Origin of the sequence: Synechococcus sp. RSCCF101, from assembly GCF_008807075.1 — a bacterium.
Classification (GTDB): Bacteria; Cyanobacteriota; Cyanobacteriia; order PCC-6307; family Cyanobiaceae; genus RSCCF101.
In genome coordinates this window covers 2,044,555-2,068,192 of the sequence record NZ_CP035632.1, presented here as the reverse complement: position 1 = coordinate 2,068,192, position 23,638 = coordinate 2,044,555, and the positions used below count along the sequence as shown (strand labels likewise).

General features: G+C 67.4%; 25 protein-coding genes and 1 pseudogene. 15 read left to right on the top strand and 11 right to left on the bottom strand.

The genetic code is table 11. From position 1 onward, the window contains the following. Nucleotides 1–819 (top strand): dienelactone hydrolase family protein, encoded by an 819-nt coding sequence (locus EVJ50_RS10125; RefSeq protein ID WP_225322891.1) that lies wholly within the window; start codon nt 1–3, stop codon nt 817–819. Here EVJ50_RS10125 and infC read toward each other — a convergent pair. Continuing rightward, nucleotides 803–1,438 (bottom strand): translation initiation factor IF-3, encoded by a 636-nt coding sequence (gene infC / locus EVJ50_RS10120; RefSeq protein WP_150883834.1) that lies wholly within the window; start codon nt 1,436–1,438, stop codon nt 803–805. The genes EVJ50_RS10125 and infC overlap by 17 nt on opposite strands. Nucleotides 1,439–1,512: 74 nt before the next feature. Beyond that, complete coding sequence (gene miaA, locus EVJ50_RS10115) at nt 1,513–2,412, bottom strand: tRNA (adenosine(37)-N6)-dimethylallyltransferase MiaA (RefSeq protein ID WP_150883833.1); 900 nt, start codon at nt 2,410–2,412, stop codon at nt 1,513–1,515. 170 nt (nt 2,413–2,582) lie between these two features. Between miaA and gyrB the strand changes: the two genes are divergently transcribed. The 4 genes from gyrB (at nt 2,583) to EVJ50_RS10095 (ending at nt 5,680) form a co-directional block, all read left to right on the top strand. After that, a complete protein-coding gene (gene gyrB / locus EVJ50_RS10110; protein ID WP_150883832.1) occupies nt 2,583–4,577 on the top strand; it encodes a DNA topoisomerase (ATP-hydrolyzing) subunit B in 1,995 nt (664 codons plus the stop codon). A 71-nt stretch (nt 4,578–4,648) separates the two neighbouring features. Further along, nucleotides 4,649–4,915, top strand: coding sequence for an SH3 domain-containing protein (locus EVJ50_RS10105; protein ID WP_225322890.1), 267 nt, complete (start codon nt 4,649–4,651; stop codon nt 4,913–4,915). Next, the gene (locus tag EVJ50_RS10100) at nt 4,912–5,295 is read left to right on the top strand and encodes a CrcB family protein (protein WP_150883830.1); all 384 of its coding nucleotides are present in this window, start codon (nt 4,912–4,914) and stop codon (nt 5,293–5,295) included. Before EVJ50_RS10105 ends, EVJ50_RS10100 begins: the two co-directional genes overlap by 4 nt. Nucleotides 5,296–5,302: 7 nt before the next feature. Further along, nucleotides 5,303–5,680 (top strand): CrcB family protein, encoded by a 378-nt coding sequence (locus EVJ50_RS10095; protein WP_150883829.1) that lies wholly within the window; start codon nt 5,303–5,305, stop codon nt 5,678–5,680. On the opposite strand, the gene EVJ50_RS10090 is transcribed toward EVJ50_RS10095, so the two are convergent. Then, on the bottom strand, nt 5,677–6,162 hold the full coding sequence (locus EVJ50_RS10090; RefSeq protein ID WP_150883828.1) for a glutathione peroxidase: 486 nt from the start codon (nt 6,160–6,162) through the stop codon (nt 5,677–5,679). The genes EVJ50_RS10095 and EVJ50_RS10090 overlap by 4 nt on opposite strands. 111 nt (nt 6,163–6,273) lie before the next feature. On the opposite strand from EVJ50_RS10090, the gene mgtE reads away from it, so the two are divergent. After that, nucleotides 6,274–7,707, top strand: a complete 1,434-nt coding sequence (gene mgtE / locus EVJ50_RS10085; protein WP_150883827.1) for a magnesium transporter — start codon at nt 6,274–6,276, stop codon at nt 7,705–7,707. 145 nt (nt 7,708–7,852) lie between these two features. After that, nucleotides 7,853–8,875: an RpoD/SigA family RNA polymerase sigma factor gene (locus EVJ50_RS10080; protein WP_150883826.1), complete on the top strand. Its 1,023-nt coding sequence runs from the start codon at nt 7,853–7,855 to the stop codon at nt 8,873–8,875. Here EVJ50_RS10080 and EVJ50_RS10075 read toward each other — a convergent pair. Then, nucleotides 8,860–10,326: a HAMP domain-containing protein gene (locus EVJ50_RS10075; RefSeq protein ID WP_150883825.1), complete on the bottom strand. Its 1,467-nt coding sequence runs from the start codon at nt 10,324–10,326 to the stop codon at nt 8,860–8,862. The genes EVJ50_RS10080 and EVJ50_RS10075 overlap by 16 nt on opposite strands. Nucleotides 10,327–10,370: 44 nt before the next feature. Here EVJ50_RS10075 and EVJ50_RS10070 point away from each other — a divergent pair, with 44 nt between their 5' ends. From EVJ50_RS10070 to EVJ50_RS10050, 6 genes and pseudogenes are all read left to right on the top strand, one after another. Further along, entirely contained in the window at nt 10,371–11,123 is a 753-nt protein-coding gene (locus EVJ50_RS10070; protein ID WP_150883823.1) for a MinD/ParA family protein, read from the top strand. A gap of 36 nt (nt 11,124–11,159) precedes the next feature. Then, nucleotides 11,160–11,675 carry a cyclic nucleotide-binding domain-containing protein gene (locus tag EVJ50_RS10065; RefSeq protein WP_150883821.1) on the top strand — a complete coding sequence of 172 codons (516 nt, stop codon included), beginning with the start codon at nt 11,160–11,162 and terminating at the stop codon, nt 11,673–11,675. A gap of 5 nt (nt 11,676–11,680) precedes the next feature. After that, nucleotides 11,681–11,929: pseudogene (locus EVJ50_RS15395) on the top strand (Rieske 2Fe-2S domain-containing protein); the annotation flags it as partial. A gap of 90 nt (nt 11,930–12,019) precedes the next feature. After that, entirely contained in the window at nt 12,020–12,745 is a 726-nt protein-coding gene (locus EVJ50_RS10060) for a hypothetical protein (protein ID WP_225323194.1), read from the top strand. After that, nucleotides 12,742–13,743 (top strand): aromatic ring-hydroxylating dioxygenase subunit alpha, encoded by a 1,002-nt coding sequence (locus tag EVJ50_RS10055; RefSeq protein ID WP_150883817.1) that lies wholly within the window; start codon nt 12,742–12,744, stop codon nt 13,741–13,743. The genes EVJ50_RS10060 and EVJ50_RS10055 overlap by 4 nt, the downstream gene beginning before the upstream one ends. After that, nucleotides 13,740–14,783, top strand: coding sequence for an aromatic ring-hydroxylating dioxygenase subunit alpha (locus EVJ50_RS10050; protein ID WP_150883814.1), 1,044 nt, complete (start codon nt 13,740–13,742; stop codon nt 14,781–14,783). Before EVJ50_RS10055 ends, EVJ50_RS10050 begins: the two co-directional genes overlap by 4 nt. Here EVJ50_RS10050 and EVJ50_RS10045 read toward each other — a convergent pair. Further along, nucleotides 14,722–15,915, bottom strand: a complete 1,194-nt coding sequence (locus tag EVJ50_RS10045) for an MFS transporter (protein ID WP_191964742.1) — start codon at nt 15,913–15,915, stop codon at nt 14,722–14,724. The two genes, EVJ50_RS10050 and EVJ50_RS10045, sit on opposite strands and share 62 nt — an antisense overlap. 63 nt (nt 15,916–15,978) lie before the next feature. After that, the gene (locus EVJ50_RS10040; protein ID WP_150883809.1) at nt 15,979–16,926 is read right to left on the bottom strand and encodes an alpha/beta fold hydrolase; all 948 of its coding nucleotides are present in this window, start codon (nt 16,924–16,926) and stop codon (nt 15,979–15,981) included. Between the two features lie 15 nt (nt 16,927–16,941). On the opposite strand from EVJ50_RS10040, the gene EVJ50_RS14655 reads away from it, so the two are divergent. Continuing rightward, nucleotides 16,942–17,115: a hypothetical protein gene (locus tag EVJ50_RS14655; RefSeq protein WP_191964741.1), complete on the top strand. Its 174-nt coding sequence runs from the start codon at nt 16,942–16,944 to the stop codon at nt 17,113–17,115. Here EVJ50_RS14655 and EVJ50_RS10035 read toward each other — a convergent pair. The 5 genes from EVJ50_RS10035 to EVJ50_RS10015 all read right to left on the bottom strand — a co-directional run bounded on the left by EVJ50_RS10035 (nt 17,063) and on the right by EVJ50_RS10015 (nt 23,247). After that, entirely contained in the window at nt 17,063–20,347 is a 3,285-nt protein-coding gene (locus EVJ50_RS10035) for an efflux RND transporter permease subunit (RefSeq protein ID WP_150883807.1), read from the bottom strand. The two genes, EVJ50_RS14655 and EVJ50_RS10035, sit on opposite strands and share 53 nt — an antisense overlap. A 14-nt stretch (nt 20,348–20,361) precedes the next feature. Then, complete coding sequence (locus EVJ50_RS10030; protein ID WP_150883805.1) at nt 20,362–21,492, bottom strand: efflux RND transporter periplasmic adaptor subunit; 1,131 nt, start codon at nt 21,490–21,492, stop codon at nt 20,362–20,364. A 35-nt stretch (nt 21,493–21,527) separates the two neighbouring features. Continuing rightward, nucleotides 21,528–21,890, bottom strand: coding sequence for a circadian clock KaiB family protein (locus tag EVJ50_RS10025; protein WP_150883803.1), 363 nt, complete (start codon nt 21,888–21,890; stop codon nt 21,528–21,530). Nucleotides 21,891–21,995: 105 nt separating this feature from the next. Next, nucleotides 21,996–22,229, bottom strand: a complete 234-nt coding sequence (locus EVJ50_RS10020; protein WP_150883801.1) for a hypothetical protein — start codon at nt 22,227–22,229, stop codon at nt 21,996–21,998. Between the two features lie 28 nt (nt 22,230–22,257). Continuing rightward, a complete protein-coding gene (locus EVJ50_RS10015) occupies nt 22,258–23,247 on the bottom strand; it encodes a cation transporter (protein WP_150883799.1) in 990 nt (329 codons plus the stop codon). Between the two features lie 35 nt (nt 23,248–23,282). On the opposite strand from EVJ50_RS10015, the gene EVJ50_RS10010 reads away from it, so the two are divergent. Then, nucleotides 23,283–23,627 carry a hypothetical protein gene (locus EVJ50_RS10010; RefSeq protein WP_150883797.1) on the top strand — a complete coding sequence of 115 codons (345 nt, stop codon included), beginning with the start codon at nt 23,283–23,285 and terminating at the stop codon, nt 23,625–23,627. Nucleotides 23,628–23,638 lie beyond the last annotated feature (11 nt).

The following is a 23,638-nucleotide window of genomic DNA, read 5'->3' as shown; positions in this document are numbered from 1 at the left end:
GTGACCCGTCCCGACCTCAGCCCATCCGGGTCCGTGCCCCTGCCGATCGAGGCCGGCTGGCAGAGCCTGGCGGTGGATGCCGGGCCCGGTGTGCGCCCGACCGACCTCCGCTGCTGGTGGGCCCGCCCGGCCGCCGATGCCGGCACCTGGCGCGGCGGTGTGCTCGTGCTGCCCGAGGTGTTCGGCCTCAACCCCTGGATCCGCTCGGTGGCGGGCCGTCTCGCCGGCTGGGGGTACGGGGCGCTGGCGGTGCCCCTGTTCGCCCGCACCGCACCGATGCTCGATCTGAGCTATGGCGAGGCCGACCTGGCGGAGGGTCGTTCCCACAAGGACCTGACCCGCAGCGAGGAGCTGCTGGCGGACGTGGCGGCGGCCGGCCGATGGCTGCAGGCCCAGCTGGCGGCTCCGTCCCCGTCAGGTCTGGGCTGCGTGGGCTTCTGCTTCGGCGGTCATGTGGCCGTGCTGGCCTCGAGCCTGCCCCTGATCGCGGCCACCGCATCCTTCTACGGAGCCGGAATGGCCTCCGGGCGGCCCGGCGGAGGCCCCCCCACCCTGGGCGTGCTGCCCGATGTGCCGGGCCGGTTGCTCTGCTTCTGCGGCGAGCGGGACCCCCTGATTCCGCGCGATGACATTGACCGACTTGATGCCGCTCTCCGCGCTGCCGACGGCAGCGGGACAAGGCTGCGCCTGATCCGCGTGCCGGAGGCCGGCCACGGCTACATGTGCGAGGGCCGGGCGGACCATCGCCCGGCGGCCGCGGCCGCGGGCTGGCAGGAGCTGAGCGCGCTCCTGCGCGACGGACTCATTCCGCCGCGCTGAGACGTGCCGGCGTCGGCAGGGTCCGCACGGCACGGGCGGACTCCTGAGCCTTGTCCTTCTCCTTGGCCAGAGGGGTCTTGCGGGGCGTGAGGAACATGATCATGTTGCGACCCTCCCGCTTGGGCGCCTGCTGGATCTCAGCCTTCTCCTCCAGGTCGCCGGCGAGGCGGCGCAGCAGTTTTTCGGCCAGGGCGGTGTGCTGGATCTCACGACCGCGGAAGATCACGGTGCACTTCACCTTGTCGCCCGCATTGAGGAAGCGACTCGCCTGGCCGATGCGGACCTGATAATCGTGCGAATCGATCTTGTATCGCATCTTCACTTCCTTGACCTCGGTCTGGTGTGACTTCTTCTTCGCTTCCTTGGCCTTCTTCTCCTGCTCGAACTTGAACTTGCCGTAATCCATGATCCGGCAGACCGGTGGATCCGCCTTCTCACTCACCAGCACGAGGTCCAGCTCCCGGTCCCTGGCGACGCTCAGTGCCTCCTCCCTGTCGATCACCCCGAGTTGGCTGCCGTCCGAATCGACCACCCGAAGCTGCGGGTAGCTGATGCGCTCATTGATGTTGGGGAGCTCCCGGACAGGAGCACGGCGATCAAAACGGGGACGTGGGGGCATTCAGGAGGTGGGGCAAAGGCACGGCGGGGCCTCGGGTCCGTGGGTGCGGGCCATGGTGGATCGCCGTCTGCTGGTCACCCTAGAACGCTCCTGATCGCCGTCAACGCGGCTGTCAGGGGGGGCTCCCCCGCCGGCAGCCAGGTGGGGCTGTGCTGGCGGCGGAACCAGGTGCGCTGGCGCTTGGCCAGCTGCTGCGTGCGCCGGATCGTCGTCCTGAGGGCCTCCTCCGGCCGGAGGCCACCGCGGATCCGCTCGACGGCCTCGCCGTAACCGATCGTGCGCAGCAGCGGCAGATCAGCGCCGTAGCGATCGATCAGCGTCTGCGTCTCCTCCAGCAGGCCGCCGCTGTACAGGGAGGCGCTGCGCTCCCGGATGCGCCGGTTCAGATCCGCCGGCAGCAGCCCCAGCTCCAGCACCCGCCAGGGCGGAGGGCGCCGGTTGCGCTGCTCCGAGACCGGCCTGCCACTGCCGTAGAGGACCTCAAGAGCCCGCTGGGTGCGCACGCTGTCGGCGGCGGCGATGCGCTCCGCCGCCCGGGGATCGCACTGGCGCAGCAGCGCATGGCACACCTCCTGCCCCAGACCGGTGAACTGATGGCGCAGCCACGGCTGGGCCGGGATGGCCGGGGGCTGCCAGCCGTCGGTGAGCGCCTTCAGATAGAGGCCGCTCCCCCCCGCCAGCAGAGCGATGCCGCGGCGCTGATGCTCCAGGCGGATGGCCGCATGGGCCTCCGCCTGGAACTCGTGCAGGCTCATGGGGTCGTCGGGATCGCGCAGATCCAGGAGCTCGTGGCGCACCCGGGCCCGCTGGGCCGGCGTGGGTTTGGCTGTGCCCACATCCATGCCGCGGTAGACCTGCCGGGAATCCACCGAGAGCACAGCCAGATCGAGGGCTTCGGCCAGCGCGATGGCGAGGTCGCTCTTGCCGGCGGCGGTGGGCCCGAGCAGAACGATGACCAGCGGATCGGTGCTCACGGCGTTGGGTGGCAGCAGGTGGGGATGCACCCCCTTCAGGATTCTCCCCTCAGAGGCCCCTGTGAGCGCGTCTGGCGCTGCGGTGGTAGCTTGGGGGCACGAGTTGGGACGGGAGAGTCGTTGCTCCGCTTCAGGGCTGATCCCCGACCAGGCATCCGTTTCCGTCGGCCATGAGTGACGCCACCAGGGTCCAGGCGGCCTATGGCGCCGAGCAGATCCAGGTGCTCGAGGGGCTGGAGCCCGTCCGCAAGCGCCCCGGGATGTACATCGGCTCGACCGGGCCGAAGGGACTGCACCACCTTGTCTATGAGGTGGTCGACAACTCGGTCGATGAGGCGCTGGCGGGTCACTGCGACCGGATCGTGGTGACCCTGTGTGCAGATGGATCCGTCTCTGTGACGGACAACGGCCGGGGCATCCCCACCGATATTCACCCCCGCACCGGCAAGTCGGCCCTGGAGACCGTGCTGACCGTGCTGCATGCCGGCGGCAAGTTCGGCAGCGGCGGTTACAAGGTGTCCGGTGGCCTCCACGGTGTCGGGGTCTCGGTAGTCAATGCTCTGAGCGAGTGGGTGGAGGTCACGGTCCATCGCGGCGGCCAGCGCCATGTGCAGCGCTTCGAGCGCGGAGTCCCCGTGGGGAGCCTGGAGTCCTCCCCGGCGGAGCAGAGCGGTACCGGTACGGAGGTGCGCTTCAAGCCGGACGCTCAGATCTTCACCGTTGGCACCCGCTTCGATTTCGCCACGCTCGCGTCCCGCCTGCGGGAACTGGCCTATCTGAACGGCGGCGTGCGGATTGAGTTCCGCGATGAACGCGTCGCGGCGGACGCCGACGCGGGGGAGGCGGAACCGGAGGGTGCTGAGGCCGCTGCGGCTGAGCCCCTGGTGGAGACGTACTACTACGAGGGCGGCATCCGCGAGTACGTCGCCTACATGAATGCCGAGAAGGACGCCCTCCACTCGGACATCATCTACTGCAACACCCAGAAGGATGGTGTGCAGGTCGAGGTGGCCCTGCAGTGGTGTTCCGATGCCTATTCCGATTCCATCCTCGGCTTCGCCAACAACATCCGCACCGTCGACGGCGGCACCCACATCGAGGGGCTGAAGACCGTGCTCACGCGCACGTTGAATGCCTTTGCCCGCAAGCGGGGCAAGCGCAAGGATGCCGAGGCCAACCTCGCCGGTGAGAACATCCGCGAAGGCCTCACCGCTGTCCTGTCGGTGAAGGTCCCCGAGCCCGAGTTCGAGGGTCAGACCAAGACCAAGCTGGGCAACACCGAGGTGCGCGGCATCGTCGACAGCCTGGTGGGTGAGGCCCTTGCCCAGTACCTGGAGTTTCATCCCTCCGTCATTGATCTGATCCTGGAGAAGGCGATCCAGGCCTTCAATGCCGCTGAGGCCGCCCGAAGGGCTCGTGAGCTGGTGCGCCGCAAATCGGTGCTGGAGAGCTCCACCCTGCCCGGCAAGCTGGCCGACTGCAGTTCACGCGACCCCTCTGATTCCGAGATCTATCTGGTGGAGGGCGATTCCGCCGGTGGTTCCGCCAAGCAGGGGCGTGACCGGCGCTTCCAAGCAATCTTGCCGCTGCGGGGCAAGATCCTCAACATCGAGAAGACGGACGACGCCAAGATCTATCGCAACACCGAGATTCAGGCCCTCATCACAGCCCTCGGACTGGGGATCAAGGGTGAGGATTTCAATGAGAAGAACCTGCGCTATCACCGCATCGTGATCATGACCGATGCTGACGTGGATGGAGCACACATCCGCACGCTGCTGCTCACCTTCTTCTACCGCTATCAGAAAGCGCTGGTGGAGGGTGGCTACATCTATATCGCCTGCCCGCCGCTCTACAAAGTCGAGCGCGGCAAGAACCACACCTACTGCTACAACGAGGCTGATCTACGAACGGTGCTGGATGGCTTTGGCGAGAAAGCCAACTACACCATTCAGCGCTTCAAGGGCCTCGGCGAGATGATGCCGCAGCAACTCTGGGAGACCACCATGGATCCCACGACCCGCATGATGAAGCGGGTCGATATCGAGGATGCCCTCGAAGCCGACCGCATCTTCACCATCCTCATGGGAGACAAGGTGGCGCCCCGGCGGCAGTTCATCGAGAAGCACAGTGCCGAGCTGGACATGGCCCAGCTGGACATCTGACTGTCGCCGCTCCCCCCTCGCTCGGCAGCCTGCGCTGGGCCCTGCTGCTCGGAGCCGCCCTCTGCCTGCCGGTGGCGCTGCCGGCGGGCGGGGCACCCGCCCGGGAGGGAGAGGTGCGGCAGCGCCGGCGCCGCGAGCCCTGGCTGGCGGTCTCCGGTGGCGACCTGCGTTGCGCGCCCGCCCAGTCGGCCCCGGCCCTGGTGGCGCTGCCATCGGGGACGCCACTGATCCCCGTGCGGCGCTGGCGCTGCGCCTCCGGCTTCCGATGGCTTCAGGTGGAGGTGGCTGCCGCTGCTGGCCGTCCGAGGCGGGGCTGGATCGCCCTCGGTGCCCCATGAATGACACCATTCTGGTGGCGGTTGGTGCCATCCCCGGCGCCTGGCTGCGATTGAGGCTGGTGAACCATTTCCAGCCCATGGTGCCGCGCAAGCACTGGGGCACCTTCCTGGTGAATGTGGCGGCCGCCTTCGCCCTCGGACTGGTGCTCGCTGTGCAGGGGACCTGCGATCCGGACGGGGTCGCCGGGGCGCCGCGCCGCCTGCAGCTGCTGGTGGCCACAGGGTTCTTCGGCAGCCTGAGCACCTTCTCCACGTTCATGGTGGAGCTGCTGGCGACCCTGCGGGAGCGCCATTGGTGGCCGGCCCTTGTGCTGGCGCTGGGCTCGGTGCTGGCCGGCCTGCTGGCTGCGGCGCTCGGTTACACGCTGGGACGCGGTTGAACGGACGATGAGCGCCTCTCCACCTCCCTCTCTGCGCACCGAGGCCGCGGAACTGCTGCTGGTGGCTCTCGGGGCGGTTCCTGGTGCCCTGCTGCGCTGGCAGGTGGGCAACGACCTGATCGTGAACACGCTCGGATCGCTGCTGCTCGGGCTCCTCGCGGGACTTCCGCTGCGACCGCGGCGCCAGTTGCTGCTGGGGGTCGGGTTCTGCGGATCGGTCACCACCTTCAGCGGCTGGATGGTGGAGTGCCTCGATCTCCTGCTGGCGGGCCGGGCGGGGGACGCCCTGTCGTTGATCGGCTGGTCGTTCCTGCTCGGGCTGGGTGCTGCCGCGGGGGGGTTCAGCCTGGGCCGGCGGCTGTGCCGGCCCGGGCGCAGCGGTTAGGCGGCGGCGGCCAGAGCGGCCTCGATCGCCGCGGTCAGCTCGGCGCTGTCCGGCTCCACACCGCTCTTGAAGCGGCCCTGCACCGTGCCGTCGCGCCCCACCAGGAACTTCTCGAAGTTCCAGGCCACATCGCCGGCCGGCTCCACCTTGGTGAGGGTGGTGTAAGGCTCGGTCGTGCTGCCGCTGGCGTGCACCTTGTCGAACAGCTCGAAGCTGGCGCCGTAGGTGGTGGAGCAGAACTGCTGGATCTCGGGCAGCGTTCCAGGCTCCTGGGCGCCGAAGTCGTTGCAGGGGAATCCCAGCACCACCAGGCCCTGGGAGCCGTATTTGTCCTGCAGGGCCTGCAGGCCGGCGTACTGGCGGGTGAAGCCGCAGCGGCTGGCCACATTCACGATCAGGAGCACCTTGCCGGCGTAATCGCCGAGGGATCGATCGGCGCCGGAGGGGGTCCGCACCACCACCTGGCTCACATTCACTGTCATGGTCTCAAGCGGAGCAGGGCTGCGCCCTGAATCACAGATTCAGACCGTAAGAGAGGCGTCCCTGGCGCCGCGGAGGTCGACCTAGAGTGATTCAGCCGGGGAGGGACGCCGATGGATGAGGCCACCCGGAGTGTCTCCGGCTCGACGGCGACCGGCACAGCCGCCGCCACGGTCACCGGCACGCAGCTCACCGAACTGGTGACCCAGCAGCTGCGGGCCATGCTGCGGGCCGGCAACTATGACGCGGTCAAGCTGCTGCTGCAGCCGGTCCAGCCTGTGGACATCGCCGAGGCGATCGGAGGCCTGCCCGAGACCCTCCAGGCCCTCGCCTTCCGGCTGCTGGCCAAGGACGAGGCGATCGAGGTCTACGAGTATCTCGACGCGACCGTGCAGCAGGGCCTGCTGGAACGGTTGCGCTCCGGCGAGGTGCTGGAACTGGTGGAGGAGATGTCACCCGATGACCGGGTGCGGCTGTTCGATGAACTCCCGGCCAAGGTGGTGCGCCGTCTGCTGATGGAGCTCAGCCCGGCCGAGCGCCGTGTGACCGCCCAGTTGCTGGGATACGAGTCGGGAACCGCCGGTCGTCTGATGACGACCGAGTTCATCGATCTGAAGGAATTCCACAGTGCCGATCAGGCGCTGACGATCGTGCGTCGCCGGGCGGCCGACACCGAGACGGTGTACAGCCTGTACGTGACCGATGGCGAGCGCCATCTGACCGGGATCATCTCCCTGCGCGATCTGGTGATGGCCGACCCGGAGGCCCGGATCGGGGACGTGATGACCCGGGAGGTGGTGAGCGTCAGCACCGACACCGATCAGGAGGAGGTGGCCCGAAGCATCCAGCGCTACGACTTCCTCGCTCTGCCGGTGGTGGACCGGGAGCAGCGACTGGTGGGAATCGTCACCGTCGATGACGTGATCGACGTGATCGAGCAGGAGGCCACACGCGACCTCTACGCGGCCGGCGCCGTTCAGGCCGGCGACGAGGACGACTACTTCCAGAGCAACCTGTTTACGGTGGCCCGCCGCCGGGTGGTCTGGCTCTCCGTGCTGGTGGTGGCCAACGGCTTCACCTCCGAGGTGATCGCGCTGAGGGAGGACGTGCTCCAGAAGGTGGTGGTTCTGGCAGCGTTCATTCCCCTGCTGATCGGCACCGGAGGCAACGTTGGTGCCCAGAGCTCCACGGTGGTGATCCGGGGCCTGAGCACCCAGCGCATCCAGGCCCTCGGCAAGTTCCGCGCCATCTGGCGGGAGGCGGCGGCTGGAGCGCTGCTGGGCCTGCTGATGCTCGTGCTGGTCGTTCCCTTCGCCTGGTGGCGCGGCGATGGTCCATTGGTGGGCATGGCCGTCGGCATCAGCCTGATGGCGATCACGATCCTGGCGGCCACGGCCGGGGCGGCCCTGCCCCTGCTCTTCGATCGGATGGGGCTCGATCCGGCCCTGATGTCCGCTCCCTTCATCACCACCGCCACCGACGTGGCGGGCGTGTTCATCTACCTGCAGACCGCGGGCTGGCTGCTCCAGTGGTGGACGGTGTCCTGAGGACGGCCCTGAGGAGGGCGATGCCAACGGAGCCTCTTAAGCAGGACCGTCGGGACACGGCTGAGTGTTTTTACTCAATCCGGCTTTGCTGAGAGGAGCTTCACACTTCTTCAGGTTAGGCTTCACACATCGACAGGTTTCGGCAATGGTCGTCACAGCAGCCCCTGCAGCGAACGAACGGAAGAGCGTGCGGAGCGTGGGTTCCGCGGCCCGCAGCGTGCAGCCTCTGGATGGTGATCTGGTGCGGAGCTACCTGCGGGACATCGGCCGCGTGCCGCTGCTGTCGCACGAGCAGGAGATCACGCTGGGCCGTCAGGTGCAGGAGCTGATGGCGCTGGAGGAGATGGAGCAGGAGCTGGAGATGCGCAGCGGCGAGAAGCCGACACGGGAGCGTCTGGCCCGTGAGGCGGGGCTGTCGGTGCCGATGCTGCGGCGGCGGCTGCATGCGGGCCGCCGCGCCAAGGAGCGGATGGTGTCGGCGAATCTGCGCCTGGTGGTGAGCGTGGCGAAGAAGTACACCAAGCGGAACATGGAGCTTCTGGACCTGATCCAGGAGGGAACGATCGGCCTGGTGCGTGGCGTGGAGAAGTTCGACCCGACGCGTGGCTACAAGTTCAGCACCTATGCGTACTGGTGGATCCGCCAGGGGATCACGCGGGCGATTGCGGAGAAGAGCCGCACGATCCGGCTGCCGATCCACATCACCGAGACGCTGAACAAGCTGAAGCGCGGCCAGCGTGAGCTGAGCCAGGAGCTGGGCCGGACGCCGACGGTGACGGAACTGGCGGCGTCGGTGGAGCTGCCGGAGGAGGAGGTGAAGGAGCTGATGTGCCGTGCGCGTCAGCCGGTGAGCCTGGAGATGAAGGTGGGCGACGGGGATGACACGGAGCTGCTGGAGCTGCTGAGCGGCGATGGGGAACTGCTGAGCGAGCAGGTGGATGGTGAGTGCCTGAAGGGGGACCTGCGTGCGCTGCTGGAGCAGCTGCCGGACCTGCAGGGCCGTGTGCTGAAGATGCGGTACGGGATCGACGTGGAGGAGCCGATGAGCCTCACCGGCATCGGCCGGGTTCTCGACATGAGCCGCGACCGGGTCCGCAATCTCGAGCGCGATGGCCTGCGGGGTCTGCGTCGTCTCAGCGATGCCGTGGAGGACTACGTCGCCTGCTGATCGGGGCGGCGGGCCGAGCGGGCCCGCCGCAGCTGCCGGGCCCGGGATTCCAGATGGGCGAGCCGCCCGGAGGCATCCAGCTCATCCATGCGGGCGTCGACGCCGGCACGGTCCACGTGCACATCAAGCGACTCCTGCAATTCCTCGATCCTGCGCCGGAGCAGATCCTCCCTGCGCCCGACGGCGGCAGCCATCTGATTGAAGCCCCGCACCAGCTGGTCGATCTCGTCCTCGCTGCCGGGCACCTCCAGTTCGGGCACCACCTCGCCCCTGGCCAGAGCGGCCGTTGAGTCCGCCAGCGTTGTTAGCGGCCGGCGGATCCTCCGGGCCAGCCACCAGCCGGTTCCTGCCGTGGCCGCCATCAGCAGCAGGGTGAACACCGGCAGGTGGCCGATCAGCACCCGTCGCGTTGCCTGCCGCAGCGGCTGGGCGATCCTGGCCAGCTCCCGGTCGGGCACCACCACGGCCACCAGCCAGTCCCAGTCGGCGTCGGGGACCACATAACTGGTGTAGGTCTCCTCGCTGCCCCCCGGCCCGGTCGGGAAGTGCAGCGAAAGCCCCTGAATGTCGTCGGGGTGGAGCGGCCGGCCGCCACTCCCGTCCTGCCGGGGGGCGATGAGCAGGCCCGCCTCATCGAGCTGCGTCATCAGGTCATCGCAGAAGACCCGATCGCGCTCGCTGGCGCTCATGCAGACGAACCCCTCCTGGGCGGTCTCCTGGAGGATGAAGGTGTGCAGCTCGTTGTTCGGGAACACGCGGGTTCCCAGCTCGAGAAACCGGGCCAGCTCCTCTTCGGGGGTGCTGATCACCAGGGCACCGCTGGCCCGGTCGGGCTCCCCTCTGCCGGCACCGGTCTCCGGCAGCGTGGTGGCCAGGTCCACGTACCAGGTGCCGTCGATGCGGCGGGCGTCGAGATCGTCGGGCTGATCCTCCCGGTGCACCGCCAGCAGCTGGGCCCGCTGCGCTGCATCCGCGGCTGCTTCCCGCACCGCCCGGCCGGTACCGTCGATGGCGGCCACCTGCCGGAACCCTTCCGGCTCCCGATCGAGGAGCCAGAACGAGGCCCGCACGCCGGGGAAGGAATGCACCTGCTGCAGGAGCGGTTCCAGTGCCGCGCTCAGGCCCTCCCCCTCCAGCGGCAGGCCCTGCAGCAGCAGCTGGGTGCGCCCGGAGTCATCGCGCTCGAGCCGGAAGCCCCGGGCGTCGAACGTCTCCTCGAAGCGGCGGGTCTGGTGGCGCGCCATGCCTGACGTGAAGTCCGCCAGCGCCTGCATCAGCTCGTAGGAGCGCACCAGGCTGAGCCGGTTCTGGGCGTCGAACTCCTCGCTCAGCACCGCCTCCCCTTCACGGGTGATGCGGCTGGTGCTCTGGATGGTGAGCACGGTGCCCACACCGATGGCGGCCAGCGGGGTCATCAGGCCCAGCAGAAGCAGCCGCTGCGCCAGTTTCATGACGGCTCTCGTGGCACACTCCTGGCGCGCGAGGCGGCAGGTCTGTGACCCGCATCATCGCCGCCCATTCCTTCCGGGGCGGAACGGGGAAATCGAACATCAGCGCCAACCTGGCCCTGGCGCTCGCCAGCAGCGGTCGCCGGGTGGCCGTGCTGGATGCGGATCTCCAATCCCCCGGTGTGCACGCGCTCTTCAACCTATCGGCGGACCACCCCGGCCCCTTCCTCAACGACGCCCTGATGGGCCGCTGTTCGATGGAGGCGGCCGCGGTGGACACCGGCCGCGGCGGCCCGGGACGGCTCTGGGTCGTGCCCTCCTCCCTCGACCCCGATGCGATCGCCTCAATCCTGCGCGAGGGCTACGAGGTGGAACGCCTCAACGATGGCTTCTCCTCCCTCTCCGAGGCTTTGCACCTCGATGAGCTGGTGATGGACACCCACCCGGGCGTCAGCGAGGACACCCTGCTCACCGCGGCCATCGCCGATGTGCTGCTGATGGTGATGCGCCCCGATCGACAGGACTACCAGGGCACGGCCGTGGCGGTGGAGGTGTGCCGTCGCCTCTTTGTGCCGGATATGCGCATGGTGGTCAACAAGGTGCCGGATGCCTTCGATGCCGGGGAGGTCAGGGATCGGGTGGCGCGCAGCTACGGCATCCCCGTGGCCGCCGTGCTGCCCCTCAGCCAGGACCTCTTCACCCTGGCCAGCAATGATCTGGCCCTCTCCTGCCATCCAGATCTGCCCTGGAGCCGTCAGCTGCGGGAGCTGGCCGCAGAACTCATGGCCGCCGGCCGCTGACAGCTCCCTTACGCTTGCCCCACCGTGCGTTCCGCCATGCGCGCCCAGGAGGTCGAAGCCGGAGCCACCGTGTACCGGGCCGGGGATCCCAGCCATGCCCTCTTCCTGGTGAAGCGCGGCGGGGTGGATCTGATCACCGATTACCCGGAGACCGGTGAGGGCGTGGATGCCAGCGTTCACAGCGGCGGCGTGTTCGGCGAGGTGGAGCTGATCGACGGAAGGCCCCGTCAGCATTCCGCCCGGGCGTCCGAGCCCACCCTGATGATCGTGCTGGAGCGCGATGAGTTGATGGATGTGCTCTTCGATCACCCCGGCCGCTCCCTGGTGATCGGTCGCTCGGTGTTCGACCACCTGCGCGAGCTCTACAGCGGCAACACCCTGGAATCGGATCTCACGCGGCTGCGGGAGGAGATGCTCGATCACATCCGTCAGGCCGTGGTTGATCACGAGGCCCGTGTGTTCGCCAACCCCACCGCCAAGGTGGTGATGGTGGCCTCGGCCGTTGTGCTGGGATTCCTCGCCGCCGGGGTGTACTGGTGGTTCCACCGCTGAGTCCGATGCTGCCTGATCACCCGACAGGACCGCAGGAGGGCGCGGCGATTGCCCATCTCGCAACTGAAGTCTGGTATGCGGTCGAACGCTCCAGCGCCCTGACCGAGGAGCCGTTGCCCCTTGTCTTTGCGGGTAGGTCCTATGTGCTGTTCCGCGATGAGGACGGTCGACCAAGGCTGTTCGCGGACCGCTGCCCCCATCGCGGCGCTCGCCTGAGCGAGGGCCGATTGGAGAACGGACGCCTGCGTTGCCCCTTTCACGGCTGGCTGTTCGATGGAGATGGTCACTGCCGCGAGATCCCGGCCCATCCACCGGGGACGGTTCATCCCAACCACTGTGATCTGGTGTCAGCCAACCCGGTGTGTGATCACCTTGGCTTCATCTGGCTCTGGTGGGGGCGCCTCCCATCCGAGCCGGAGCGGCTGCCGGATCTGCCCACGTATCCAGCGGAGACCTGGCGATCGGTCTCAGCGGAGTTCCCCTGGAACACCCACTTCACCAGGGTTGTGGAATCAACCCTTGATAACTCCCATGCCTATTGGGTGCATAACAGCACGTTCGCCACCCAGGCGTCACCTCTGTCGGAGCCTTACGGCCTGGTGAAGCAGGACCGCCATGTGCGTGCATCGGTTCGCTACGAGCTTCCTGTTCCGCGCTGGTTGTCTGTGCTGCAGCGCCTGCGCGGCAGGCCAGCCGAGTTGGTTGCCGAAACCACGTTCAGCCTGTATTTCCCGAATCTCAACATTGTGGATACCCGGGTCGGTGACCTGATGCATGTCGTGTTCGTGCATGCCAGTGTGCCGCTCACGGCCACATCATCGGTGGGACGCTGGATCAAGTATTCGCCCCGTCGTCCCGGCTTCAGGCTGCCGGGTGCCGAAGAGAAGTCGATCGCGATTTCTCGCAGCATCTATGAGGAGGATCATGGTGTCGTTCAGAGCCAGCGTCCCTACGCCGTGCCGCTTGACTTCCGCTGCGAGAGTCATGTTGCTTCCGATCTGTTGTCGCTGGAATATCGCAAGATGCTCCGTCGCGAACTGGAGCGTTCGTCAGCCGCCCTTCGTCCATGACTCCATCGGCCCCCTCACTGCCCAACCACTGGTATGCCGTCGCCCATGAGGGGGAGGTGGATCCCGGCCCGCTTGTCGTTCGGCTTCTGGGTGAGCGCTACGTCCTGTTCCGGGATGAGCAAGGCCGATGCCGCGCGTTTCATGATGTCTGCGCCCATCGAGCGGCCAGCTTCGCTTCGGGTTGGGTGGAGAACGGTTGCCTCCGCTGCCCGTATCACGGTTGGACCTATGGCGCCGATGGCGCCTGTCGCCTGATTCCCGCTGACGATCCGGGCACAGCCATCCCGGCCAGGGCGCGTCTCCATCCGTTGCCGGTTCAGCAGGCCAGCGGATTTCTGTGGCTGTTTCCCGGCGAGCCCTCGTTGGCGGATGCGGATCTCATCCCGCCCTTGCCGGAGTATGACCAGCCAGGGTGGAGGGTCGTGCGTGGGGAATACACCTGGAATGCTCATTTCAGTCGTGTTGTCGAGGCCGGTCTGGATACATCCCATGCCCCGTTCGTGCACAAGCCGTTCTTTCCGAACCGCAATGATGCTGCGGTCGGGCCTCTGACCATCCATGAGGAGTCTGACCGGGTCTGGACTCATCAGCAGGTCAAGCCACCGCAGCGTATGGGTCTGCTCAAATACATTCTGCGCAAGGACCGACCCTTCTCCAGTTCAACCTTGACCAGTTATCTGCCGGCAGTCAACCGCATTCATCTGGATTTTAACTGGCGAGGATTCCAATACATCTATTTCGCAAGTAATATTCCTGAGAGTGAGGGATTCACCCGCACGAAATGGATCGGTCTTCGCAACTTCCTTCCCCAGTCCTGGGCCGATGGCAACTCCATTCGCAACACGGTGACGACCTACGAGGAAGACCGAGCTGTTGTTGAAGCTCAGCCACCCGGACCGTCCTGGGGACAGCATGCACCGGAACTGCTTCTCGCTTCCGACCATCTGATCCTGGCCTATCGCAAACGTGTGGCGGCTATGGCAACCCTGGCGTCATGACAACACCGACCGCCCCTCCTCCTTGCCCGAGGCAGACCTGGTATGCCGTGCTCTGCTCCAGTGATGTCACCAGTCGGCCGCTGGGCTTTCAGTTCCTCGAGCAGGAGTTGCTGGCTTTCCGGGATGAGGCTGGCACCCCCCATGTGCTCGCTGCTCGCTGCGCCCACCGCGCCTGCTCGCTGGCCCTTGGCTGGAGGTCAGGCGAGCACTTGGTCTGCCCGTACCACGGCTGGCAGTACGACACATCCGGCCGCTGCCGTCACATCCCCGCCGAGCCGGATCACCCGCCTCCAGCGGCCGCGCGGGTGGCTAGCTACCCGGTTCGCGAGCACTACGGCCTGCTCTGGATGTGGCACGGCGATCCGGATCATCCCGGCTTGCGGGTCCCCCCGCCGACATTGCCTCAGCTCGATGCTCTCCAGATCCGGCCGGATGCGGATGAGGACTGGCTGTATGACACCCACTTCACCCGCACTCTGGAGAACGCCATTGATCCAACGCATGCGCCCTTCGTGCATGGCGCCTCGATCGGGCGGCGGGATCCGGATGTGGACCTGACTCTGCCTTCCTACAGCTGCGTTCTCTCAGACGACACGATCTACGGCCGGATGCCGATCAAGCTCCAGAAGATCAGCGGACTGGCCAGGCTTGTGCTCAAGGCCAGCCCGGACACCATCTACAAGGAGTACTGGTACGTCTATCCCAATCTGGTGGTTTCACTAGTGACCTTCGGTCGTGTGACCCTGGCTGCCCTTCAGGCTTTTGTTCCCGAGGGGCCACTGAGAACACGTTCGCGGCTGGTGAATGCCCGAAACATGCTTCTCTCCACGCCTCTGTTAAGCAGCTGGTTCGATCGTGTCACGAGCCGAACGGGTCAGACCATTTCCAGAGAGGATCAGGCCGTGCTCGAAACCCAGCGTCCTCGTTATGTAACGCTGCGAGGCTCGGGAGAGATGCTGGTGGGTTCCGACCGCATCCTCACGGAGCTGCGGCGCCTTCTGGCTCGCCGACTGGATGCCGAGGCCAGCGAAGGGCACTGATCACCCAGGCGGCGGCCAGGCACAAGACGGCCTGGGAAACGAAACAACCCAGATTGCTTTTGTCGTAGATCAGCCCCGCAAGGATCGGACCGGCGCTGCTGGCCAGGGCGGTCACGGAACTCAGGCTGCCGAGGGTCACCCCCTGGTCGGAGGTGGGAACAAGCCCTGCCACCAGGCTCCGGGTGTTTGGGATCACCAGAGCCGCCCCGATCGCCAGGGCGATCGAGGCCAGAACCACGCTGGAGGCCACCAACGGTGCTGGCAGCAGCACGCTGCACCCGACCAGAAGGATTCCGGCGGCCATCCAGAAGAGCCCACTTCGGCTCAGCCTCTTTTCGCCGTGACGTTTCACCAAAGGACCGATCAGACCGACCTGAACAGCGGTGACTGTGATGCCCACCACCACAAAGATGCCTCCTGCTTCTGCAGCGCTCCAGCCCAGCCGCTGCTTCAGAAACAGCACCAGAAGGCTGGTGAAGCCGCTGAAGGCCATGTTGAACAGAACGAATGCGATTGTGACGACATTCACATCCGGCAGCCGGAACAAGCGCAGCACCTGATGGGCTGAATTCAGCCGTTGCCAGGAGAGCGGCTGTCTCTGATCCATGGGGAGCGATTCCGGCAGGAACGCCATGGCCTGAACCAGATTCAGCAGGCTGAGAGCCGCGGCCAGGCGGACCGGAAACGAAGGGGACCAGCCTGCGAAAAGCCCGCCGAGGGCGGGCCCGATGATGGCCCCCAGGCCGAAGGCGGCTCCACTGATGCCGAAATTGCGCGCCCGAGTGGCTGGCGTGGAGATGTCCACGATGTAGGCCTGCGCTGTGCTCTGGGTGCCGCTGCCGATGCCCCCGATGGCCCGGGCCACGAAAATCAGTCCGAGGGAGCCCGCGAAGCCGAAGAGTGCCAGACCGGCAGTGTTGATCAGCACACAGAGGATCACCGTGGGGCGGCGACCGATCTGATCACTGATGGCGCCCACCACAGGATTGGCCACGGCAGCGAAGAGGGTCGCCGTGGCTGCCAGGAGTCCGAGGGTGAGGCCGTCCGGGCTGTAAGCCGCCAGGATGAACGGCAGCAGCGGGAAGATGATGTTCTCCCCGAGCTTGTCCAGCAGCAGGGTGGAGAACACCACACCCAGTGGATGCTTTGCCGCGCCCCATGCTCTGCTCAGCACCCCATTTCCTGAAGAGGTCATTCAGTCGCTGGCTGTCAGAGCCCTCAGGAGCAGCGGGTTCACCTGCTCCGGGGCCTCATCGTGCGGACAGTGGCCCAGGCCGGGCAGGGCTTCGAAGCTGCGCACGCAGGCGAAGCGCTGCCAGTCCCGGCTCACCGCCACCGGCTCCCAGGGATCCGCCTCGCCCCAGATCATGTGCACGGGCACCTGCAGATCCGCCAGCAGCTGCGGGGCCAGGTGATCGTCAAAGAGGTTGATGAAGCCCCGGAACGATTCCGGCGCTCCCGCATCGCGGGTGGCCCGGTGGATCAGCTCCACCAGGGCGTCATCCACGTTGGCGCCGCTCGGGTAGGCCATCAGCAGCACCCGGCGGATCAGGGCCGGCCTGGCGAACCAGCGGAACAGCCGCTCGGTGAGCCAGCGCTGGCTCACCAGGCCCCGCAGCAGAGGACGGATCGCGCGGACCGGCAGCGGCATCTCCTGCAGGCGCTTGTCGTCCATGGCGCGCTGGGCAGCATCCACCAGCACCACACGGCGGCAGGGAGCCTGGGGGTCGCCGGCGAGCATCTGGGCCGCCCGGAGCACCACCACCCCGCCGATCGAGTTGCCCACCAGGGTCACCGGACCGCTCACCACCTCGCGGCAGAAGGCGCTCACCTGCTCGGCCCACACCTCCAGCCCGTAGCGGAAATCGCCCGGCACTTCGGGCTCGCCGGCGAGTCGGGAGCGGGGCTTGCTGCTGGCGCCGAACCCCACCAGATCGATGGCGTAGCAGCGATGGAGCGAGCCGAGCACCGGCTGGTTGTGGCGCCAGTGCTCCTTGCAGGCCCCGAAGCCGTGCACCAGCACCACGGCCATGGCATGGTCACCGGTGTCAGCCGCATCGCCGCCGTCCGTGTCCGCCCGCTGGCCGGGATCGGGCAGCACCGACCAGCTCACCTCCTGATCCCGCCAGTGCCACCGCTTCATCGCCCGTCGCTCCCTATGGATCCCAGCTCCGACCGCTCACGCCAGCAGGCGATCCAACGCATGGAGGAGGAGCTCGACGGCGCGGTGAAACAGGCGATCGACCGGCACGAATTCAAGATGTCGCTGATCGGGGTGATCACGTTGCTGGCATTTGCGGGGGTTCTGGGGGCTGCGGTGCTGGCCCCCTGAACAGGCGCCGCTCGACGCCCTTGATCGCCACGTAGAAGGCCGGCACCACGATCAGCGACAGCAGGGTCGCCACCAGAACGCCTCCGAAGATCACCGTGCCGATCGACTGCTGAAATGCCGCGCCGGCGCTGGTGGCGACCACTAGCGGGAAGAAGCCGGCGAGCGAGGCGATCGCGGTCATCAGGATCGGCCGCAGCCGCGACGAGGCGGCTTCCTGGGCGGCCTGAGCGGGTGCTTCGCCGCGGCTGACGCGCTGCTCGGCCAGCTCCACGATCAGGATGCCGTTCTTGGCCGCCAGTCCGATCAGGGTGAGCAGCCCCACCTGGCCGAAGATGTCGAGGCTGATGCCCCGCAGGCCGAGGAACAGCAGTGCCCCGAGCATGGCCAGGGGCACCGTCATCAGGATGGTGATCGGGGTGATGTAGCTCTCGTACTGGGCCGAAAGCACCAGGTACACCACCAGGATCCCCAGAGCGAAGATCACCACCGCCGCAGAGCCCGAGGCCAGTTGCAGCCGGGTCAGGCCGGTGAACGCGGTGCCGATGCTGTTGAGATTGAGCTTTCGCACCAGCTGATCGAGGGTTCCATAGGCCTCATCGCTCGTCACCCCCGGCGCGGCGTCGCCCTGGATCTGGATGGAACGGGCCAGGTTGTAGTGGAGAATCGAGGTGGGTGCGTCCACCACCTTCACGCTCATGAACAGGCTGGCGGCCACCAGATTGCCGCTGCGGTCTTTGACGTAATAGCTGGTGATGTCGGAGAGGGTGTCGCGGTTCTCCGCGGTGGCTTGCACGTACACCTGCCGCACCTGGTTGTCCTGATAGGTGAGGCCGGAGTAGGCCGAGCCCGCCAGAGCGCCGATGCTGTTCATCGCCTCGGCGTAATCCACATCCAGGGCGCCGAGGATGTCCCGGTCGATGCTGATCTCGAACTCCGGGGCCAGCACGAACTGGTCGTAGATCGGCTGGAACTTGCCGGTCTGCCGTGCGGCGTTCACGTACTCCGAGGCTAGCTGCCCGAAGGTGTCGAGATCGAGCGTGCCGCTCTTGTCGAAGAACTGGTAGTAGAAGCCTCCCTGGGGGCTGAAACCAGGCACGGCGGGCGGGTTGCCGAAGGCGGCGAAGGCGGTGGGGAGTTCCTCGGCGAAGCGCTTGTTCAGGCGGCCGAACACGGCCTCGGCGCTGTGCTCCTTGCCGCGCCGTTCATCGAGGGGTTTCAGCCCGAGGAAGGCGGCACCCTGATTGGTGGCCGGCCCGGTGAAGCTGTAGCCCGGTGCCAGGAAGACGGCATCCACGTCCTCCTCCTCCGCCAGGATCCGCTGGATCTTCAGGCCGGTCTGATAGGTCTGCTCCAGGGAAGCGCCGTTCCGCAGCTGCCAGAAGCCGAAGCCGAAGCCCTGGTCGGTGTTGGGAATGAAGCCCTGGGGGCTGGCCCGGAATCCCAGGATCGTGATCACCAGGCCGGCGGCCAGAGCCACCAGCACCCAGCGCCGCCACTGGATCATGCGCACCACGAAGCGGCTGTAGAAGCGCTCGAGGCGGCCGAAGGCCAGATTGAAGCGATGGAAGATCGGGGTGAGCTGGCTGCCCACCACAGCCCCCAGAACCGCACCGGCCACGAACCAGAACCCCCCACCGAGGAAGTGGCCGGCCGCCAGGCCCACCAGGGCGCCGAGCACCGGCCAGACCGGTCCACTGGGGGCGATCTCCTGGCCCTCGGACCGTCCCTTGAGGATCAACCCGCCCATCATTGGCGAGAAGGTGAGGGCGTTGAAGGTGGAGATGAGGATGGCGAAGGCCACCGTCAGGGCGAACTGGCGATAGATGATCCCGATCGAGCCGGGGTAGGCCGCCACCGGCAGGAACACGGTCATCAGCACCAATGAGGTGGCCACCAGGGCGCCGATCAGCTCGCCCATGCAGCTCAGGGCCGCCTGTCGCGGTGGCATGCCCTTCTCCAGATTGGCCGCCACCGCCTCCACCACCACGATGGCGTCGTCCACCACCAGGCCCACGGCCAGCACCAGGCCGAGCATGGTGAGCTGGTTGAGGGAGAAGCCGAACACCAGCACGAAGGCGAAGCTGCCCACCAGGGAGATGGGGATGGCCAGGCCGGGGATCACCGTGGTGCGCCAGTCCTGCAGGAAGAGGAACAGGATCAGCACCACCAGCAGGATCGCCAGACCCAGGGCATCCACCACCCCCTCGATCGAGGAGCGGATGAACTGGGTCTGATCGAACACCTTGATCACCTTCACCCCGGGGGGCACGGTGCGGCGGAACTCATCGATCACGGCTTCAGCCGCCGTGGCCACATCGATGGCGTTGCTGCCGAAGGTCTGCTGCACCGGAACACCGATCGCCACGTTGCCGGCGAGATCGATGCCCTTGAGGAAATAGCTGTTGATGCCGAACTGGGCCGAGCCCACATCCCGCACCCGGATGGTGTTGCCATCGGGGGTGCGGCCCAGAATCACATCGTTGAACTCCTCGACGCTGGAGAGGTAGCCCCGGATCTCGATCGGGTAGGTGAAGGCCTGCTGCGGCAGGGAGGGCGGACCGCCCACCGATCCTGCCGCAACCACGACATTCTGCTCACCCAGGGCGTTGATCACATCGCCTGCCGTGAGCGAGAAGGAGGCCAGCTTCTTGGGATCCAGATAGAGGTTGAAGGAGGGGACGCCGCCGCCCCAGGGGTTGATCGGCGCCTGAATCCCCTTCACCCGCTCCAGCGGATAGAGGAGATTGAGCTGCACCAGGCCGTTGAGAAACTCCTGGGTGTAGCGGTTGCCATCCGCCACCACCTGATACACCGCCAGGAAGGAGGGGTTGCTCTGGGTCACCGAGACGCCAGTGGAGCGAACGGTTTCCGGCAGCTGGGGGTTGGCCTGGTTGACCAGGTTCAGCACATTGACCTGGTCGATGTTGATGTCGGTCCCTTCGTCGAAGGTGACCGTGATCGAGCTCTGGCCGCTGCCGGAGCTCTGGGAGGTGATGTAGTCGGCGCCCGGCACGCCGTTGATCGCCTCCTCCAGGGGAATGGTCACCGCCTGCTCCACCGTCTCCGCCGAGCCGCCGGCGAAGTTGGCGCTCACGTTCACCGTGGGCGGCGCGATCTGGGGCAGGTTCTCGACCGGCAGCAGCGGCAGGGAGATCAGGCCCGCCACCACGATCAGGATGCTGCAGACGGTGGTCAGAACCGGCCGCTTGATGAAGGTGTCGGAGAGGGACATGGTTGGTCAGCCCCTCAGCGCTGCAGGGTCACGGTGGAGCCCGTGCGCAGATTGGAGGTGTTCGAGATCGCCACCCGGTCTCCGCTGGAGAGCCCCTTCTGCACCGGGTAGCGGGTGCCGTCGATCTGGCCGAGGGCGACCGGGGTCTCCACGGCCACCAGGCTGCTTGCCGGAAGCTTCTCCAGCGGGTCGATCACGGCCGACGGGATCGAGGGGTCGGCCTTGAGGGTGCGGATGGCCTGGTCGGCGGGCATCACCCGGAACACGAAGGCCTGACCCGCTTTCACGTTCACCGCTTCCACCGGCACCGACAGGGCCTGGCCCTGCTCCAGCACCAGCCGCGCCGACACCACCTGTCCGGTGCGCAGGGCGCCGTCACGGTTGTCGAAGGTGGCCTTCACCAGCACGGTCTGGGACTCGGGGTCCACATCCGGCGCCACGAAGGACACCGCGCCGCTCTTGCGCAGCGGCGGGTTGCCTGGCGCCAGCAGATCCACCCGCATGCCCGGCCTGAGCCGATAGCCGAGGGTGGAGGGCACGTCGAGACGGATCCAGAGGCGGTTGTTGGCGGCCACGGTCACCAGGGTGTCGCCCTCCTCGAGCAGGTCACCCACCTCGGGATTGATGTCGCCGAGGATGCCGCTGATGGGAGCCCGGAGGAACTTGTAGGCCAGATCCGCCTCCAGATTGCGCACCTGCTCGGCGGAGGCCTGGGCTTCGCTCACCGCCTGATCGCGATCCTCGGCTGTCGTGGCGCCGTTCTGCAGCAGAAACTGCTGCCGCTCGGCTGTGATGCGGTCGAACTCGGCCGTGGCCAGAGCCTGCCGGTACTGGGCCTGCTCCTGCTTGTCATCGAGCACGGCGATCAGCTGACCCTTCTGGATCGGGGTGCCGTCCGCCGCGGCCAGGCGGATCACCCGTCCCTGGATCTGGGCCCGCACGGTGGCCACCTCCAGCGACTGGAGAACGGCGGTGTAGCTGTTGGCGGCCTCGAACTGACCCGGCTGGACGGTCGCGACCTTCAGCAGGGTCGCCGGTGGCCCGCCCGGAGGCGGTCCGCCGCGGCCGCAGGCCACGGCCAGGGGGGCAACGATGGCGAGCACGCCGAGGCGCAGGCCTCTCTCCAGCAGCCGTCGGGTGGGCATCGAAGCGGGGGAGCGGCGGGAACCTGGCGTGGACTTTATGCGTGACGCCGACCGGGCCGCCGTGCCGTCTCCGGTTCCGGCGGCAGCAGCAGGCTGGCCCGCAGTGTCTCGCGATCACTCAGATCGCCGACGATGCGCCGCACCGGAGCCGGCTCGCGCCGCAGCAGGGTGGGGATGGCGAGGATGTTGTCGCGCTCGAGGGCTTCCGGGTGTTCGTGGATGTCCACCATCCGCAGGCTGACCCGGTCGCCGAGCTCCTCCTGACAGATCCGGCGCAGGGTCGACATCGCCTGACGTGACTGGATCGAACCCTTGAACACGTAGAGGGTGAGATCCCAGTGCTCGGGTTCGGAGGGTCCCAGCGACTCCTGTGGCTGTCCGGGGTCGTCGGCGCTCATGACGGTCCTCCGGGCCTTCAGCGCCCCATCATGAGGGCAAAACGGCTGGAGCGAACCGTTCGAGCGCCGGTGGGGGTGTCGGCCTGCTGGCTCAGCTTGGCGGGATCAGTCCCACTGGGGCCGGGTCACATCCACGTCCGCCGGCCAGAGCTCGCCCATCACATCCATCATCCGGGAGCTCAGCTCGCGGTGGGAGCGGAAGTCGTTCACCAGGGCCTGCACCTCGAGCGGGTCCACGCGTCCGTCGGAGAGGATCGCCTCGAGCTTGCTGCGGAAGCTGGCGAGCACCGCCTCCTGTTCCTCGGTCAGGGGGGCATCGCCCGGGCGGTCGATCTCCATGGTCGTGCTGCGCGGGTACAACCGTCTTCTAGCCGACCCCGCTGACGCCGGAGGGGGGCTCGCCGGCAGGACCGGGCTGGGCGATGGAGAGCACGATCGTCACCACGGGGTAGCGGCTGCGCAACCGCTGCTCGATCGCGGCCCGGCAGGCCTCGAGATCCGCCGGCACCACCTCGCACTCGGGATGCACGTAGAGGATCGCCTGGATGGCGCGGCCGATCCGGAAGATGGCGTGGTCCACCAGAACGATGCCGCGCCCGGCCAGCACGGCGGCGGCCTCCCGCAGCAGCGGCGCCCGGGTGCCGGGATCGGCGGCGCCGCCGCTCAGCTCCCACACGGCGCGCCGGAGGGTGGCGAGGGGATCGCGGATGATCAGCAGGCAGAGCAGCACCACCACCAGCGAATCGGTGACGGGCACCAGGGGAGACAGCGGTGTGCTCTCCAGCAACGGGGCCACCAGGAAGGCGAGCCCCACCCCTGCGCTGATGGCTCCATCCACCACGGCCGAGAGGCGCTCCACCTTCAGGATGGCGTTGCTGGAGCCCGTGCGGGTCCAGGCGCGGTGATGGCAGGCCGCCATGGTCAGGCAGAGCAGCACCATCGCCAGGGAGTAGGGCGGCACCAGGCCGAACACGGGCGGCTCGAAGCGCACCCCGCCGGCGAAGCTCAGCAGCCGGCCCACATGGGTGATCAGGGCGAAGACGATGATGCCCAGCAGGATCAGCGACCGGCCGCCGGCATACAGGGTCTCCAGGCCCCAGTAGCCGAGGGGAAAGCGGCTGTTGCTGGGCCGCCGCACCAGCGTGTCGACGCGCTGCCCCACCAGGATCGTGGCGGCGTTCAGGGCCGACACGACGCCGTCGAGGGCCAGGGCATCGGAGCGGCTCAGCCAGCTGACCAGCACCCCGGCCACCGCCATCACCACGTTGATCAGAAAGGCGATGCGGAAGTCCCAGCGCAGCACCGCGGCGGTGGCCCGCGCCTCCGCTGCGGGGTCTCTGGCGGCCCGGACGCCCATGACAGGATGCGGCGGAGGATGACGAACCCGTCAGCATGACCGCCCGGCCCGCCCTGTTGCTCGCCCTGCTGCTGATCGGCGCGGCTCCGGCCCTTCAGGCCCAGACGCAGCGGCGGTCCTTCCCCGCCTACACCCCCGAGGACATCACCGGTCCCTACTGGCCCTACGACTACGCCCGCCTCCACTGCCTCCGCATCCGTTACGACGGCATCACGGATTCCCCCCAGGAGCGCGCCAACACCTGGACGGCGATGCAGCGGCGCAGCCCCCAGTTCCACACCGATGCGATGACGGCACGGGCCCAGACCCCCGAGGAGGTGTTCAACCAGCAGGTGGCCCGCGCCCTGCAGGACACCTGCGGCGATCGCCTGGCCCCCTGAGCCGCTGGCGG